12 protein-coding genes are annotated in these 15,588 nt (G+C 39.2%); 3 read left to right on the top strand and 9 right to left on the bottom strand.

Annotated elements, in window-relative coordinates:
• Positions 1–47: 47 nt before the first annotated feature.
• Positions 48–2,741 (bottom strand): peptidase associated domain and porin domain-containing protein, encoded by a 2,694-nt coding sequence (locus tag LX92_RS02420; RefSeq protein WP_109648669.1) that lies wholly within the window; start codon positions 2,739–2,741, stop codon positions 48–50.
• A 146-nt stretch (positions 2,742–2,887) separates the two neighbouring features.
• Here LX92_RS02420 and LX92_RS02415 point away from each other — a divergent pair, with 146 nt between their 5' ends.
• On the top strand, positions 2,888–3,925 hold the full coding sequence (locus LX92_RS02415) for an endonuclease/exonuclease/phosphatase family protein (protein WP_109648668.1): 1,038 nt from the start codon (positions 2,888–2,890) through the stop codon (positions 3,923–3,925).
• A 3-nt stretch (positions 3,926–3,928) separates the two neighbouring features.
• Here the strand turns inward: LX92_RS02415 and LX92_RS02410 are convergent, their stop codons facing one another.
• Together LX92_RS02410 and LX92_RS02405 are read right to left on the bottom strand one after the other, a co-directional pair.
• Entirely contained in the window at positions 3,929–4,522 is a 594-nt protein-coding gene (locus LX92_RS02410; protein ID WP_109648667.1) for a 3-keto-disaccharide hydrolase, read from the bottom strand.
• 59 nt (positions 4,523–4,581) lie between these two features.
• Positions 4,582–5,037 (bottom strand): hypothetical protein, encoded by a 456-nt coding sequence (locus LX92_RS02405; protein WP_109648666.1) that lies wholly within the window; start codon positions 5,035–5,037, stop codon positions 4,582–4,584.
• Between the two features lie 132 nt (positions 5,038–5,169).
• Here LX92_RS02405 and LX92_RS02400 point away from each other — a divergent pair, with 132 nt between their 5' ends.
• Positions 5,170–5,928 (top strand): threonine/serine exporter family protein, encoded by a 759-nt coding sequence (locus LX92_RS02400; RefSeq protein ID WP_109648665.1) that lies wholly within the window; start codon positions 5,170–5,172, stop codon positions 5,926–5,928.
• Positions 5,928–6,419: a threonine/serine exporter family protein gene (locus LX92_RS02395; RefSeq protein WP_109648664.1), complete on the top strand. Its 492-nt coding sequence runs from the start codon at positions 5,928–5,930 to the stop codon at positions 6,417–6,419. The genes LX92_RS02400 and LX92_RS02395 overlap by 1 nt, the downstream gene beginning before the upstream one ends.
• A 127-nt stretch (positions 6,420–6,546) precedes the next feature.
• Here the strand turns inward: LX92_RS02395 and LX92_RS02390 are convergent, their stop codons facing one another.
• The 6 genes from LX92_RS02390 to hppD form a co-directional block, all read right to left on the bottom strand.
• On the bottom strand, positions 6,547–9,147 hold the full coding sequence (locus LX92_RS02390; RefSeq protein WP_109648663.1) for a TonB-dependent receptor: 2,601 nt from the start codon (positions 9,145–9,147) through the stop codon (positions 6,547–6,549).
• Positions 9,148–9,320: 173 nt separating this feature from the next.
• Positions 9,321–10,958: a glucose-6-phosphate isomerase gene (pgi, locus tag LX92_RS02385; RefSeq protein WP_109648662.1), complete on the bottom strand. Its 1,638-nt coding sequence runs from the start codon at positions 10,956–10,958 to the stop codon at positions 9,321–9,323.
• 1 nt (position 10,959) lies between these two features.
• Complete coding sequence (locus LX92_RS02380; RefSeq protein ID WP_109648661.1) at positions 10,960–12,243, bottom strand: M23 family metallopeptidase; 1,284 nt, start codon at positions 12,241–12,243, stop codon at positions 10,960–10,962.
• Entirely contained in the window at positions 12,243–13,214 is a 972-nt protein-coding gene (locus LX92_RS02375) for a tryptophan 2,3-dioxygenase family protein (RefSeq protein ID WP_109648660.1), read from the bottom strand. Before LX92_RS02375 ends, LX92_RS02380 begins: the two co-directional genes overlap by 1 nt.
• A 7-nt stretch (positions 13,215–13,221) precedes the next feature.
• Positions 13,222–14,001, bottom strand: coding sequence for a DUF3108 domain-containing protein (locus LX92_RS02370; RefSeq protein WP_109648659.1), 780 nt, complete (start codon positions 13,999–14,001; stop codon positions 13,222–13,224).
• A gap of 317 nt (positions 14,002–14,318) precedes the next feature.
• The gene (gene hppD, locus LX92_RS02365) at positions 14,319–15,461 is read right to left on the bottom strand and encodes a 4-hydroxyphenylpyruvate dioxygenase (RefSeq protein WP_109648658.1); all 1,143 of its coding nucleotides are present in this window, start codon (positions 15,459–15,461) and stop codon (positions 14,319–14,321) included.
• Positions 15,462–15,588 lie beyond the last annotated feature (127 nt).

Here is a 15,588-nt window from a genome sequence, read left to right as displayed (position 1 = left end):
TCCTTGCCGATAAGAACCTAGCTTTGGCAAAAACCCTTTACAGATTTTTAAAAACTATAAGCTATATTCAAAAAATATGTCCGCCCATAGCCATACCAATATTTTGTGGCGAAAGACGGATTACCACTTAAATTATCCTGTTTTAATTGTCCGTAATTGCCATTTCTACTTTGTTCATAACCTCCCGTTTTAAAAACAGTGTCGAACACATTGTTGATACTGGCAAAAACACTGATATACTTCCCTTTCCTCAACCATGATTTACCCCCAACCAAATTCAACAGATAAAAATTATCCATTGGACTTTGTTTTAATAATCGTGCCACATTCTCGTCAGTGGCATCGGGAAATGGAAGCCCGGTTTCAGGATTCAAATAAAAACTACGAGTTCTTGTAATCATTGAGATATTCGCGTGATTATCCGCTAAATAATTTGCTGTGGCCCCCACCCACCAGTATTTCGGATCTCGATACTCTATTCCCAGGGCATAGGCTTTCTGCGGACCTTGGGCCAACTTATAGTCCTTGATCTTTGCAATTCCCAAATCAATGGCTCCTTCAATATTTATCAACTCTTCCTCGGCTCCGGCTGTATCAAAATTGATATTGATATTAGGGTCACTCGCATACAAATATTTACCTACTGCCGCAACCGCAGAAAGTTTTACGGCAGGGGACACTTCATACTCCAACCCCAGTTCCGCACCCATGTGCAATTTATCCAGATCGGTAATCACCTCTTGGACAAAATCGGAACCCACCCCTGCGTCCACAAAGAAATAATTAACATCCGTGGTATTTTGAAATCGGGAATAGAAACCGGTCAACCGCCCTGTTAGCTTCGGTAACCGCAGAAAATAATTAAAATCAATGCTCGAAACCGTTTCACTTTGAAGATTGGAAACAATCCCATTATTCTCCCTTGGGTTGATAAAGGTATTTTGTAAAACCGGCGGTCGCTCAATAACCCCTCCATTCAGCCTAATCCAATGTCTCCCTGTTATTTGATAGGAAACTCCACCTTTGTATCCGAAGTTGGAGAAGTCCACCGCAGGTCCTTCCCCAAAAGAATCATCGACATATCGCTCATTTCTAAAAAGTCCGTTTCTTTGATATTCGGTACCCAGATAGTTCGCCGCAACAAAGCCACTCCATTTTTTTCTTGTAAATCCCAATTGCACAAAAGCGTTCCATTGGTTTGCGGTCAGTTCATAATTATAATTGAATATTTCATTCTCCTGTCGATTCGTGTTTCCATCAAGATTATTGGCGGTATTTGAGAATGGGTCTATATCCTCATGATATTCAGCCCCGAAGAGATCGACGATCTTGGCATAATTATCCGATTGTAATTGCTTGAAATTTAAACCAACATCCAATTTCATATTTTCTGAAATTTGGATATTCCCAACACTGTTAAGGACCAACTGCCGGTCTTCGACAACATCATCATATAGGACATAGGATGCTTTTTCCGCGGCATTGGCCGTATAAATCGCTTCCCAATCCATTTGGGTATTCCCCAAAAATCCTTGTTTAGCCCAATCAGCACTTACAAAGTTGGCACCAATAGGGCTATTGATATAAAAACTGGGTAAATACCGATAATATGTTGGATCGGGATTTGGGGCGTTATAATAGCCTAATCTACTTTTGGAATGGATGCCGGACTGATACGAAATTCCTGTATTCAAATTAAATTTATCGGTTTCATAATAGTGGTTTACCATTAGAATCGGTTCTGCAATTTTACGTTCCCTAGAATTTCGGATTTCACCATTTTGGTATCCCCAATAGGGGTTGTAACGGTTGCCTACCAAATCTTGTACTTCTTCCGTAATTGCAGAGGAACGGCCTCGTCGATTGGAAGCCATAATTGCAGTGGCCATTAAACTATTTTTCGAATCTATTTCAAATTCCAAGGCACCAAATACGGAATAAGCATCATACAGGGTACCGTCGATATAACCCTCCTTGGCCCATCTTCTAGACGTTGATACAGAATATGTAAGTCCGTTCTTTTGTTTGGGGGAAGTATAAGTAGCCATGGCCCGACCCGTATAGGTCCGATTGGAGGCCGATACGGAAAACCGAAATCCAGGACGCAATCCAGAAGGTCTGGTATCCAGATTCGTATTTCCTAAAATACCCCCAAACGTATATTCCGAAGCATGCAGACCATTGGCATAATTTTGGTTTCTGGTTACATCATTCAACCCTCCCCAATTGTTCCATTGTGGGCGGCCGTCGAATAATTTGTTCATGGATATTCCATTGATCATGACCGTACCATTCCTGGAATCGTATCCTCTCACCCGAAAAAAGGCCTGACCAAAATCGAAGGCCGCCCTCTTTAAGAATATATCCCTTGTCGCCTGGAGTAATCCAGCGGCGATCATGGTATCATCCTCATCGGAAAATTCAGCATCGGTAAGGGTCACAAGATTATCGATCTTATCCCTTTCAATATCCTGTTCAAGGAAGATAGTCCCCAACGCGATATCATCACCCTCGAAAAAGACCGGAATCCGTTTGGGCATAAAACCAGGGACGGTAATGTTCAAGATAAAACTACCCCTAGTTATTACGGGAAGTTTAAAAAACCCCTCTTTGTCTGGCTTAAGGGAATTGTTACTCCCTTCCAAGGTAATAACACCCTCAGAAATAGGGCCTTTCGAATAGGCCGAAAGCACTGTGCCAGAAACATAATTCGTTTCCTGACCAATTATCATCTGGCACATAAACAATGCGAAAAATGAAGCTAAAAAAAGTCGCAAAACTTAAAATATTCGATTGATCTTCTTGTTAAATATATTAAGAATACGCAATAATATGTAGCTATTTACTTAATAATTATTATATTTTCGATGAATTACTGCGAATACCAATGAATATTAGACTTCTTTTCCTATTATTTTTATTTCCAATAATCCTATTTCCACAAGAAGGGAACACTTTCAAAATCAGATCAATAGCATTTTACAATGTTGAGAATCTCTTCGATATCCAAAATGATTCATTAACCTTTGATGATGACCGTACCCCTGATGGAAAAGACCATTGGACCCAAGAAAGATATTCCCATAAAATCGAAAATATAGCCAAGGTGATTTCAGATATTGGCAGCATTGAAGCACATACCTCCCCCGATGTCATAGGACTTTGCGAAGTGGAAAACATAAGGGTTTTAGAAGATTTGATAAACCATCCCCGCCTACAAAAAATGGATTATAGGATTGTCCACTTTGATTCCCCGGATGAACGTGGCATAGATGTGGCCCTTTTGTATAAGCACTCAGCCTTTTTACCTACGAGTTTTCAAAGCAGAAGACTATTGCTACAGAATGACGATGGTGAACGGGATTATACCCGTGACCAACTGGTTGTCGGTGGTGTATTGGACGACGAACAAATTTATTTTATCGTTAATCATTGGCCCTCACGAAGTGGCGGTGCAGAAAGAAGCAAACCAAATCGATTGGCCGCCGCAGCTTTGAACAAAAGGATTATCGACTCCATTGTAAAGCAGGATGTCTCGGCAAAAATAATCAGTATGGGTGATTTGAATGATGACCCTGTGGATGATAGCCTTAAGAAAATACTCAAAACCAAGGGTTCCAAAAATAAACTGGGGGAAAACGATCTTTATAACCCTATGGAGAAGCTATACAGAAAAGGGATTGGCTCATTGGCCTACAGGGACCAATGGAACCTTTTTGACCAAATGTATTTCACAAGCAATTTCTTGAATAACAAGGATGGTTACCAATTCTGGAAAGCAAACGTATTTACCGCCCCCTACTTATTTACAAAAAAGGGCAACTACAAGGGTTATCCTTTTCGCACCTATGCAGGGGGCAGTTATACCGGTGGGTTCAGTGACCATTTCCCGGTGTATTTATATATCATTAAACCCGTGCAATAGGCTTTATTGTGGCAAGGCGATCTTAATATTTCTCCACTTGACCTTTATACCACCACCATCATGGATTTGTAAGGCAATAGACCCTTCACCGGCACCTATTTTTTCATCCCGAATGGTGACCATCTCCACTCCATTCAACCAAGAGGTTAGTTTATCACCATAGACGCGGATTTTCATCTCATTCCATTCCCCCATCTTCAAGGCCTTGTCTTTCTCAGGGTCCGGTTTAATCAACCAACCACGCCCATAAGATTCGTAAACACCACCCGTGTTATGTCCTGGGGGAGCGACCTCTACCTGCCAGCCACTAACCTTAGTACCTTCTACTGTAGATCGTATAAAAACACCACTATTGCCATCCGCTTCCTGCTTAAACTCCAGTGTAAGTGTAAAGTCCTTGTAGTGTTCATTAGTGGCCAGGTACCCATATTGTTTATCAGGTCCACTTTCACAAACCAATAAACCATCCTCAGCATACCATTTTTCGGTACCATAGACCGTCCACCCGGTAAGATCTTCACCGTTGAACAATGATTTTTCTTGGGAAAAACCCAGCATGGAAAAAAGTAAGGTTACTACTAGTAAGACATTTTTCATTATTGTTGTTTTTATATTTGAATTCTATTTTATAAGCTAAAAAGTAGCGTCAAATTTTCCTATAACCATTGTGTCCATGGGATTCTACTCAAGATAAGTACCAAGCCAAGTCCGTAAAATATAGCGATACTTTTGAATTTTTTATTGCCTTCCATAAACTTCTTATGCCTAGACCAGCCTATGGTAATCAAAACCAAAGCAATAATGTTGATAAAAGGATGTTCAACGGCCAACAATCGGGAAGCCGAATCCATTCCTCCCATACCCAATTGCTGAATAGCATTCAAACCGTTGGGGGATACAAAGAAAAGTAAAAGACCTACCAAAAGTTGTAAATGACATAGGATAAGAGCGAATAGGCTCAATCTAAAATCTTTTTGCGGTAAAAACATTTTATTGCTTACCAAACCGATGATGGCATTGGCAACGGCCAAAAATAAAACAGCTAGTGCCACATAAGCCAAATACGAGTGTAATTGCAGTACCCATTGATATGCAAGTCCTGGTTCTTCCATAATATTTAAGTTGATTAATATGATTGCTTAAAAATACTACTTTTTACGCATAAAAAATAAGAACTACGCCTTATACCACGAACCTCCAAAAACAGTAATTTTGCTTTTTCTTTTCTCATATGCATAAACATTATGGACAAGCTTAAAAAAACGGCGGATCTACTGTTGGACATATCCTCCCTATTAATGGTATCAGGAGCTAATACAAACAGAATAAATTTAAGTCTTACCCGATTCGCTTCCACCTTAAATTGCCAGGCCTATAGTATGGTCACCCACAAAACCCTGGTTTTAACCGTTACCGATAATGAAACTGAGGCAACTTTCACGAGAGTCAAGAAAATACCTAAGTACCGAATCAATTTTTCTACCATTTCTTCCATTAGCAGAGCGAGTTGGAGTGCTTTAAGGGATGATTGGACCATAGCGCAAATAGAAAAAGAATTACATATCATAAAATCACATACCAGGTATCCCAGATCCATAGTCCTTATAGCCGTAAGTCTCTCTGGTGCGGGGTTTTGCAATATTTTCAAGGGGGATTATCTAAATATGCTCGTGGCCTTCATCAGTACTTTATTAGGCCTGTTTATTCTACAAACCGCCCATAACCACAAAATCAACGGTTATATAGCAACGTTCCTGGCCTCCTTTTGCGCCTCTTTCCTTGCTTCATTGGGTGTGTCGTATAATTTAGGGAGTCACCCCCAAGCTGCCTTGGCAACCTCTGTGTTGTTTTTAGTTCCTGGGGTTCCCCTAATAAATTCCTTTACGGATCTATTGGACAACAACATACTGAATGGCATGGTTAGATTCACAAATGGGGCAATGACCTTTCTATCTATTGCCCTTGGACTTTTTCTTACTATGTTACTATTTCAATTGAATTGATGGAAGAAGCTATAATTAAGGTATCGGAGTTATCGATATGGTCAGGTATTGCGGCTGTTGGATTTGGAATATTATTCAATATTCCCCGTAAAACCATTTTGGTCGTATTTTTTTTGGGGTTCGCCGCAGGTCTTGTAAAATTCCTGCTTATTCATTTTAATGTGAATATCGTATTGTCAAGTTTAGTGGCAGCCAGTTTTGTTGGGATTTTAAGTAGCCCTTTGGCCCACAAGGTCCATCATCCGCCGGTCGTTTTTTCGATTCCTGCCGTTATTCCAATGATTCCAGGGTATTATGCCTATGAAACCGTACTGTCTATTATGTCCTTTACTTTTATGGAAGAAGGAAACCCCCAAAAAGTGGAATTGATCGTTTCCATATTCTATAATGGTTTTACCACCTTATTCATTCTAATAGCGATTACTATTGGAGTATCCTTGCCCCTGCTGCTCTCTAGAAAGGAAACGGTTAAAAAAAACGAGGGTAAATAGCCCCTATAACATCAGTGTTCGAAATTGATACCCATTAGTTAGCCTTTCAAAAACAGTTGCTTTTTGAGCATAAAAAAAACCCTGACGTTACCGTCAGGGTTTTTACATTATATTATTTATACTATCCTTAGAAATTGTATCGTATTGAAAAATTCCAAGTAAGACCATAACCTAAGTCAACCCTATTACTGGTATTCACACCTTTCCAAGTATCATCTCCAGCTTCGGCATAATTACTAGTAGAAGAATTTTCAATATAAAATTCATCGAATAGGTTGTTGATGTTTAAACGAAAAGCAAGAGACTTATCTTTTTCTTTACCTACAAACATTTTATAGGTACCCCCTAAATCTACGTTAGTATAAGAAGGTAAAAGTAAAGAACCTCTATTATCCTGTGTTTCAAACTCGGTAGAAGTCAAGTCAATATTTGCATATAAATTATCGTAATAATTAAATGACGCATCTGCGGAAAAACCTCCTGCAATATTCCAGAATGCGTTTGCCCCAGCAGTTATCTGTGCCGCATTACCTACTTTAGCATCATTCACATACGCAATATCTCCTGAACTCAACAATACATCATTGATATCATACGTTCTAGTTTCTACATTCCCGTCATAATACCAATTACCGATAGATACAAAACCATTAACCTTTAATCCTCTTACTGGTCTTGTAAACACTTCCAATTCAACACCTTGGTGAATTTCCTTGATACCACTAGATTGGGTAAATTCATCGGAAACGCTATCGCCGTCTATATCATCGGCCGAAGAAAGAATTCTGTTATCCCAGATGGTATGGTAAACATTGGCATTAACCGAAATAAACTCACTTTTAAAATTATAACCAAGTTCCAAGCCTGTTATTTTTTGGTTTTCATCCCCAAAAGGATTTAACTCATTTGAACTTCTAATATTTGTAAATAAGTCATCATGAAAAGGTTGACGAGAATAATAACCTGCATTGGCATAAACGATATTGTCTTCATTAAGGTTGTATGAACCACCTAATTTGGCATTAAACCCAGGATTTGTAATTTTTTCCGCTTCTTCCGAGGTTGCATAATTCCAATAATCCGTTTTTACGTGTGATTGGCTAGAAACCGCACCTTGGGCATAAACAGAATAGTTATCGGTAGCATATTCCAATTGGGTAAACATACCTATGTAATTGATAACTTCTTCATAATCGTATGAAAACCTATCTGTATGATCAGTGTCTGTTAATTTGAAGGTATTGGACCAAGGATTATAACCTAAACTCTTAGTTAAATTATATGTGCCACTATATCCACTTGTGTAAGTTGGTGTAGCACCCATCAAATCAGCAGCCGTTCTAAAATGTATTCCGTTATAAGATCTCGCGTCAACCCCAACATTAAAACTCAAGTTTTCATTGAAATCTTTTTCATAGTTAGCAACCAACCCGAACCAGTTATGGGAATTTATTGAGCTTTTTACATAATTATCCGCATCTGGATTAGCTAAATTATTTGCCTCAATAGCATCATAGTCAATTAAATCGTTTGCATCCCTAAAACTGTAAAAGGATCTTCCTTCAGGATAAGCAAATCCACCTCGACCAAAAGAAGCATAAGCTACAGTTGATAAATTAGAATCTTCACTAATTTTCCAATCCCAGCTTAAGTTAAGAATTGGTTTGTGATAATAGTTTCTACCTCCTGCATATTCTTCTCCTTTATAATAACCCCACCAATCATTGTATCTACGGCCTTTATCAAGATAATCAGAAATACTGGCTCCTCCTGCTGATCCATGCCATTGTGGAGCTCCAGTAATTAAAAAGTTGAAAATATGGTTGTCATTTAATTTATACCCAGCAGATAAGAAATAAGTCTGTCCCTGACCTTTAGCTCCTTGCATGTAACCATCACCTTGCCAGTGACCTAACAATGCAGAAAATGCCCAACCATTTTCCATTAAACCAGTTGAGTAATAAGCAGAAGTTTTCAGGTAATCATCGTTACCTACCATTGATTTAACAAAACCTCCTTCTTTTAAGTCAACTGTCTTGGTAACAATGTTTACCGTACCACCCACCGATGATATAGCCAATTTGGAAGACCCCAAACCTCTTTGTACCTGAACAGCATTGGCGATGTCCAATACCCCTGTCCAGTTTGACCAATACATTTTTCCATCCTCGACACCATTGATAGGCTGACCATTGAGTAAGAAAGCAGTATTCGTTTGGTCAAAACCTCTTAAATACATTTGACCATCACCGAAACCGCCACCTTTAACGTTTTGTACAGAAGGTGTAGATTTCAAAACTTCCGGTAAATCAAAATTTCCGGTTTTTTGTTCAATATCAGCAGCGGTAACAGTAGTTACTGCAATTGGGGTTTGTCTGTCTTCAGCCAAATCAATTACACCAGAACCGACAACAACAACTTCTCCCAATTGTTGGGCATCCGGTTCTAAAGTCACAGAACCAATACTTCCAGCACTTTTAAAAGCTACACTTTTGGTTACATAACCCAAGTAAGAAATAACCAGAGTTCCTGAACCATCAGTTACACTTAAAGTAAATTTACCATCAAAATCCGTGGTTGCGCCCTTTGTTGTTCCCTTTACAACAATACTGGCACCCGGTAGTGGATCACTAGTCTCACCGTCCAATATGGTACCGGTGATCGTTTCTTGTGAAAATGCCATAGCAGTCATTAAAAATGCTGCCAAGACCATGTACATTCTTTTCATTTTTTTGAGTGTTTAATTTGGTTTAATACAAAGTGCAAATGTGATCTTTTTTAATGGACCGTATATTAAGCCTATGTTAAATTTAGCGTGTTAAAATTAACATAAAAAAACACTAATTCGGGCTGACAGACAATAAGTTATCAACCTTTATTAAGAAATGAAAATAATCTGCTTTATTTCTTAAAATTTTGCAAAAGATTCAATGTAGAGGTGTCATGATCGGATATTTCCAAACCATCAATATCCTTAAGGATATTCGTTGCCAATTGTTTTCCCAGTTCAACACCCCATTGATCATAACTAAAGATGTTCCAAATCACACCTTGAACAAAGATCTTGTGCTCATAAGCCGCGATCAAAGCCCCAAGACTCTGTGGGGTAAGTTTATTTATCAAAAAGGTATTGGTGGGTTTGTTACCCGCAAAAACCTTAAAGGGAAGCAATTTTGAGATTTCTGCTTCAGACAGATTCTTTCCTTCGAGTTCACTGCGAACCTCATCAACCGTTTTGCCATTCATTAAAGCTTCGGTCTGTGCAAAAAAGTTGGCCATCAACTTATTGTGATGGTCGGTATCGCCATGAAGGGATTCCTTGAAACCAATAAAATCCGCAGGAATCAATTTGGTCCCTTGATGGATCAATTGAAAGAAGGCATGCTGGGCATTCGTACCCGGCTCTCCCCATATAATGGTTCCTGTTTGGTAATCGACGGGGTTACCGTTACGGTCTACACTCTTACCATTACTCTCCATAATACCCTGTTGCAAATACGCAGAGAACCTACTCAAATATTGGGTATAGGGAATTATCGCCTCGGTTTCAGCCTTATGGAAATTATTATACCAAACACTAAGCAACGCCATAATCACCGGAATATTACTATCGAATTCCGTGCTTTCAAAATGTTCATCCATCGCGTTGGCACCCTTTAAGAGTCCATCGAAATTTTCATAGCCTACGGCTAGTGCAATGGTAATCCCAACCGCACTCCATAATGAAAAACGGCCACCGACCCAATCCCACATAGGAAACACATTCTCAGCAGCTATTCCGAATTCGGATATTTTTTCAGTATTCGTGGATACGGCTGCAAAATGCTTGGCTACATCTTCTTGGGTAGCCTGTTTTAAAAACCAATTTTTAATTGTTGTGGCATTGCTCAAGGTTTCCTGGGTGGTAAACGTTTTTGACACCACGACAAACAATGTCGTTTCCGGATCCAATTCCTTTAAAACCTCGTGCACATGGTCCCCATCCACATTACTGACAAAATGGGTCTTTAAATGGTTTTTATAAAATTTTAGAGCCTCTACAACCATGGCAGGGCCCAAATCCGACCCTCCAATGCCAATATTAACGACATCGGTGAATGCTTTTCCAGTATACCCTTTTTTCTCCCCAGAGATAATCGCCTTAGAGAAAGAACGTATGTGTTCCTTTACTTCGTAGACCTCAGGTATCACATCTACACCATCAACCAAAACGGTATCGGACTTCTTGGCCCGTAAGGCCGTATGCAATACCGCCCTGTTTTCTGTTTGATTTATAGCTTCGCCATCAAAGTATTTTGAAATGGCATCCTTCAAATTAACCTCATCGGCCAACTCCAACAATAATGATAACGTTTCTTTGGTTACCCTATTCTTCGAAAAATCAAATAAAAAATCATTCCATTGGATGCTGAAATCCTTCGCCCGACCACTATCCGCAACGAACAAGTCCTTTAATTGCGAGTTTTTGGTAGTTGCGTAATGTTGGGTAAGTTTTTTCCAGGCTTGTGTTTTTGTCGGATCAGTGTTCTGTAGTGCCATGTTACTCGTTAAGTGTTAGCAGTTCTTCTTCTTTTGGTTTTTCTATATATTCAATACAATCCAATTGCTCTTTCAATGGGGCAATGAAAGCAAAATAATCAGGTCTTAACTCCTCCGCCAGAGGCTCTGCCTGAGGTAATTCCTCTCTTAATGGGTCTACTTGCCTTCCATTCTTCCAAAAACGGTAGCATACATGTGGCCCTCCCGTATTACCGGTCATACCTACCCATCCTATGACATCTCCTTGCCGTACGAATTGTCCTTTCTTAACATTCTGCTTTTTCATATGCAGGTACTGGGTAGAATAGGTGCCATTATGACGGATCTTTACGTATTTACCGTTACCACCCCTTCGGGTCGATTCGGATACCGTACCGTCGGCAGTAGCCATTATTGGCGTTCCTATCGGTGCCGCATAGTCGGTTCCTTTATGGGGACGGATTTTATATCCATAATATCGTATTCTTCTTTTAAGATTATATCTTGAAGATATTCTACTGAACTTAACAGGTGCCCTTAAAAATGTTCTTCTCAGATTATTGGCCTCCTCATCAAAATAATCAACCAACCGTTTCAGGGAGTCATTTTCATAGGCAAAGGCATAAATGGGCCTGCCATTATGCTCAAAGTAAGCCGCTTGTATCGGTTCGGCACCGGCATAAATGGAATCGTTGATGTATCTTTCCTTATAAATCACCTTAAACCTATCCCCTTTTTGAAGTCTAAAGAAATCTATAGTCCAAGCATAAACCTCGGATAAATTATTTGTAATATTATAATCGATGCCTTGATCGAGTATGGCCTCGGACAGCGATGTTTCTATAATACCGGAAGCTTCCCGCTCTATATATTTGACTTCCTTTTTATCCTTATACGCCACGACACTATCCCTGAGGTCAACCACGGTATAATTAATAGCATCGTTCTCATAGATAAATACTTGTGCGGTTTCTGTGGTATCCTTTGATTTTAAGATAACATAAGGTTTACCCACACGAATCTTACGCACATCGAAAGTGTCTTTGAAATCCTGTGAGATTTTAGCGATTTTAGGATAGTCTACCTTATTGCTCAACATCAGTTCCCCAAAACTATCGCCATTACGAACCGTGTCTTGCTGTACCGTGAAATCATCAAAGTTGAAACCATATCGTTTTACAATGGCCTGTTCTTGAACAATGGCCATTTCATTTTGATCATTCTTGATGGATTGTTCTGCTTTTTCTTCCTTACAGGAAATAAATAGTAGCAATGCCGCTGTAAAGATGCCCCAATACTTTTGCATTATTGTTTTATGATTTTATTCGGATTGAACAAATGGTCTACCCATTGTTTCCCCCAATCGTTTAACTCTTCTTGTGTATATAATTCTGGGAAAAATACGACTTTTTGAAAACTTGGTGGCAAATATTCCTTCCAATTTGTGCCTCCTGTAGCCTCTATCCCGCCACTTTCTTTTCCTAAGTACCTATGGGCAGAACCCATATGCATCAACGGCCAGTTAATGTTCGCATTTATATCCAATGTCCTTAACGCTTTTATCAGCCCTTTATTATTCCTTTTATCCTCTGTAAGTTCTAAATATTTATGGTATATCGTACTGCCCTTTACTTGTTTGGCTATTCGGATCAGTCTTGGTGTATACCTGTATTCAAATTGCCTTAAGGTCAGTGTCTTTTCTCCTGTATCCAAATCAGTGGCCCCCTTTTTCCAATAGATATGGTCATAAAGATCCTCAATGGAATTATTGGGGGAAAATTGGTCCCGTTCCGTATGGTGTACCAGATGCTCCAAGGGTGTGGCATACACTTCAATCATCCTGTACTGGGCCGATTGAAATCCGCTTGCTGGCAAAAGAGCCATTCTGTATTGCAGAAACTGCTCCCGTTCCATGCCTTTGATCATAATACTGAAGGAGGATATCAGGGCTTCAAAGTAACTATTGATGCGCCTGGCCTTTTCTATATAGAAATCAACATCCTGCGCCTTATGGTCTACAAACTGTTTTTGCTCATGAAGTATAAGCTTAAAATACAACTCTGTAATTTGGTGGTACATTATGAAGATTTCCTCATCGGGAAAATAAGTCCGTGGTACTTGAAGGCTCAATAAGGTATCTAAATGGATATAGTCCCAATACGTAAGATAACGTTGATGAAGAAGTCCGTCTAAATACGAACTTAGATCTTGACCGGAATCCTTATATTTTTCCTCTAGTTTTGATATTTGGGACTCGATCTTCTCTTTATTATCCATCTTATGGTCAATCCATTAGTATTTTAAACTGGTATTTTAGTCCATTGTAGCCATCAAGATCGGCTTTTATCGAACCTACCGCCAAGTCGGCCTTGATTCGGATGGGAATCCTATTTTCATCCTTGGAAACCCAAAGTGTCAGACTCTCTTTTTCCTTGAACACCCTTCCGGATTGCACCAAAGGTCTAAACTTATAACATTCAACCTTACCATATTTGGTCTTAATGGTTTCATTACCCAAATATTTTAATTGAAAATCGAAAATACCGTCATCATCATACAATAATTTCAATTTTATGGCTTCCCCTTTTACTAAATCCTCTGGCTCATAATTGTTCCTGAGGTAATAAAATGCGGAAATAAGATCTTGAATGCTATCTTGAAGTGCAAAATTAATCTTTTTCTTGTTTTTTTTATCATTAAGGATGGCTTTATCCCTTTTATGGTCAAAATTGATTTCAACATCCTTTTTATAACCACCTTCATCTATTTTTCGAATAAACCGGTAGGGCTTACCATCCTTTTTATCAAAATAGCTTTCATACGTATCATCTACCTTAAAGAAAATACTCGCAAAACCCGTGGTCTTACCTTTGCCCACTACATGATAAACCTCCTTGCCTTCAATTTTGGCCGATTTAACCTGTAATGTAGCATAACTAGCATTCAACCAACCGTAATGCATACGGAATTTCAACCATTCCCCTGGTTCAAAAACCGACTCATTACTTTGTGCATTCAAGCCAAATGAAATGGTCAAAAATAATATTGTTAGTAATAATCTCATACTTTAAGATTTAGTAAATCTACTAAAAGAGAATTAATCCGATTGCATATTTATAATTACTTAAACAATATTTGTTCCAAAGTATTGTATAAAAAAAAGCCCAGTCTTACAACTGGGCTTTTCCTAAATAACCAACCAAACTTTAAATTATGAAAAACCAATACTTAAAGTTGTAAGGGAACCACCCCTTACATGAGCAAATTTAATACATCCCCATGGTACCCAAAACCCTTTTAACGTACTTTAACTAAACCCTTAACAGTTATTAAGGGAAGCCTAAGGAAAATTGGGAAATCGTTAAGAAATATACCATCCGTTTATAGTGTCCCCCTTGATTCCTGCTCCCTTTCAATAGCCTCAAAAAGTGCTTTGAAATTTCCTTTTCCGAAAGACTTGGCCCCCTTTCTTTGTATAATTTCTATGAACATGGTAGGCCTATCCAATATCGGCTTGGTAAATATTTGCAACAAATACCCCTCTTCATCCCTATCAATGAGAATACTCAATTCCTTTAGGGGTGCCAGATTTTCATCTATTTCACCTACCCGATCCAAAACATCCTCATAATAACTTGGGGGAACGGTCAAAAACTCTACACCCCTATTCCGTAATGCCGTTACCGTTTCGATAATGTTATCCGTAGCCAAAGCGATGTGCTGTACCCCGGCCCCATTATAAAATTCAATATACTCCTCGATTTGGGATTTCTTTCGACCTTCGGCAGGTTCGTTTATCGGAAATTTTATCCTGCCATTACCATTGCTCATCACTTTGCTCATTAGAGCGGTATATTCCGTTGAAATATCCTTGTCATCGAAGGAAATCAATTGTGCAAACCCCATGACCTCTTCATAAAATTTACACCATTTATCCATTTCATTCCAACCGACATTGCCAACCATATGGTCTATATATTTTAGACCTACTGAAGGAGCTTTATATCTCGGATCCCATTTCACATAGCCAGGCAAAAACACCCCTTGATAATTAGTCCGTTCGACAAACACGTGTACCGTTTCCCCATAGGTATGTATGCCTGAAAAAACAACCTCCCCATTTTCATCCTTTACCCGATTGGGTTTCATATATGCTTTAGCACCTCTTGCCGTTGTCTCATTATAACTATGGGTCGCATCATCGACCCATAGGGCAATAACCTTTACACCATCGCCATGGGCATCGATATGTTTGTTGATGGGGCCGCCCGACTTTAAGGGGGATGTAAGGACCAAACGAATTTTATCTTGCTGTAGAACGTAAGAAACCCTATCCTTTAAACCTGTTTCCAAACCAGCATATGCCAAAGGCTGAAAGCCCCATGCGGAAATATAATAGTGCGCCGCCTGTTTGGCGTTGCCAACATACAGTTCAACATAGTCCGTACCCAATAAGGGTAGGAAATCTTCCGCACCTGGATTTTCTTTTGGTAATTTTAGGGATGTATTATCTAAAGTTGACATGATATCTGAATTTTTATAGTGATATTGAGATGTGTATTTTTAACCTAAGGTTGTTCGGGAAAACTTAACCTTTGGCCTTACCACATCGCCCTAAGATGGGCGGTTATATCAATCCTTCTTTTAACCA

This window comes from Maribacter polysiphoniae, from assembly GCF_003148665.1.
Taxonomy (GTDB): Bacteria; Bacteroidota; Bacteroidia; order Flavobacteriales; family Flavobacteriaceae; genus Maribacter_A; species Maribacter_A polysiphoniae.
Note: the sequence above shows the minus strand (reverse complement) of the source record. Positions and strands in the feature narration are given on the sequence as shown.

Excerpts from the sequence above, each read along its gene's own strand:
- LX92_RS02420 (WP_109648669.1), bottom strand. The coding sequence starts at position 2,741 with ATGTGCCAGATGATAATTGGTCAGGAAACGAATTATGTTTCTGGCACA.
- LX92_RS02415 (WP_109648668.1), top strand. The coding sequence starts at position 2,888 with ATGAATATTAGACTTCTTTTCCTATTATTTTTATTTCCAATAATCCTA.
- LX92_RS02410 (WP_109648667.1), bottom strand. The coding sequence starts at position 4,522 with ATGAAAAATGTCTTACTAGTAGTAACCTTACTTTTTTCCATGCTGGGT.
- LX92_RS02405 (WP_109648666.1), bottom strand. The coding sequence starts at position 5,037 with ATGGAAGAACCAGGACTTGCATATCAATGGGTACTGCAATTACACTCG.
- LX92_RS02400 (WP_109648665.1), top strand. The coding sequence starts at position 5,170 with ATGGACAAGCTTAAAAAAACGGCGGATCTACTGTTGGACATATCCTCC.
- LX92_RS02395 (WP_109648664.1), top strand. The coding sequence starts at position 5,928 with ATGGAAGAAGCTATAATTAAGGTATCGGAGTTATCGATATGGTCAGGT.
- LX92_RS02390 (WP_109648663.1), bottom strand. The coding sequence starts at position 9,147 with ATGAAAAGAATGTACATGGTCTTGGCAGCATTTTTAATGACTGCTATG.
- pgi (WP_109648662.1), bottom strand. The coding sequence starts at position 10,958 with ATGGCACTACAGAACACTGATCCGACAAAAACACAAGCCTGGAAAAAA.
- LX92_RS02380 (WP_109648661.1), bottom strand. The coding sequence starts at position 12,243 with ATGCAAAAGTATTGGGGCATCTTTACAGCGGCATTGCTACTATTTATT.
- LX92_RS02375 (WP_109648660.1), bottom strand. The coding sequence starts at position 13,214 with ATGGATAATAAAGAGAAGATCGAGTCCCAAATATCAAAACTAGAGGAA.
- LX92_RS02370 (WP_109648659.1), bottom strand. The coding sequence starts at position 14,001 with ATGAGATTATTACTAACAATATTATTTTTGACCATTTCATTTGGCTTG.
- hppD (WP_109648658.1), bottom strand. The coding sequence starts at position 15,461 with ATGTCAACTTTAGATAATACATCCCTAAAATTACCAAAAGAAAATCCA.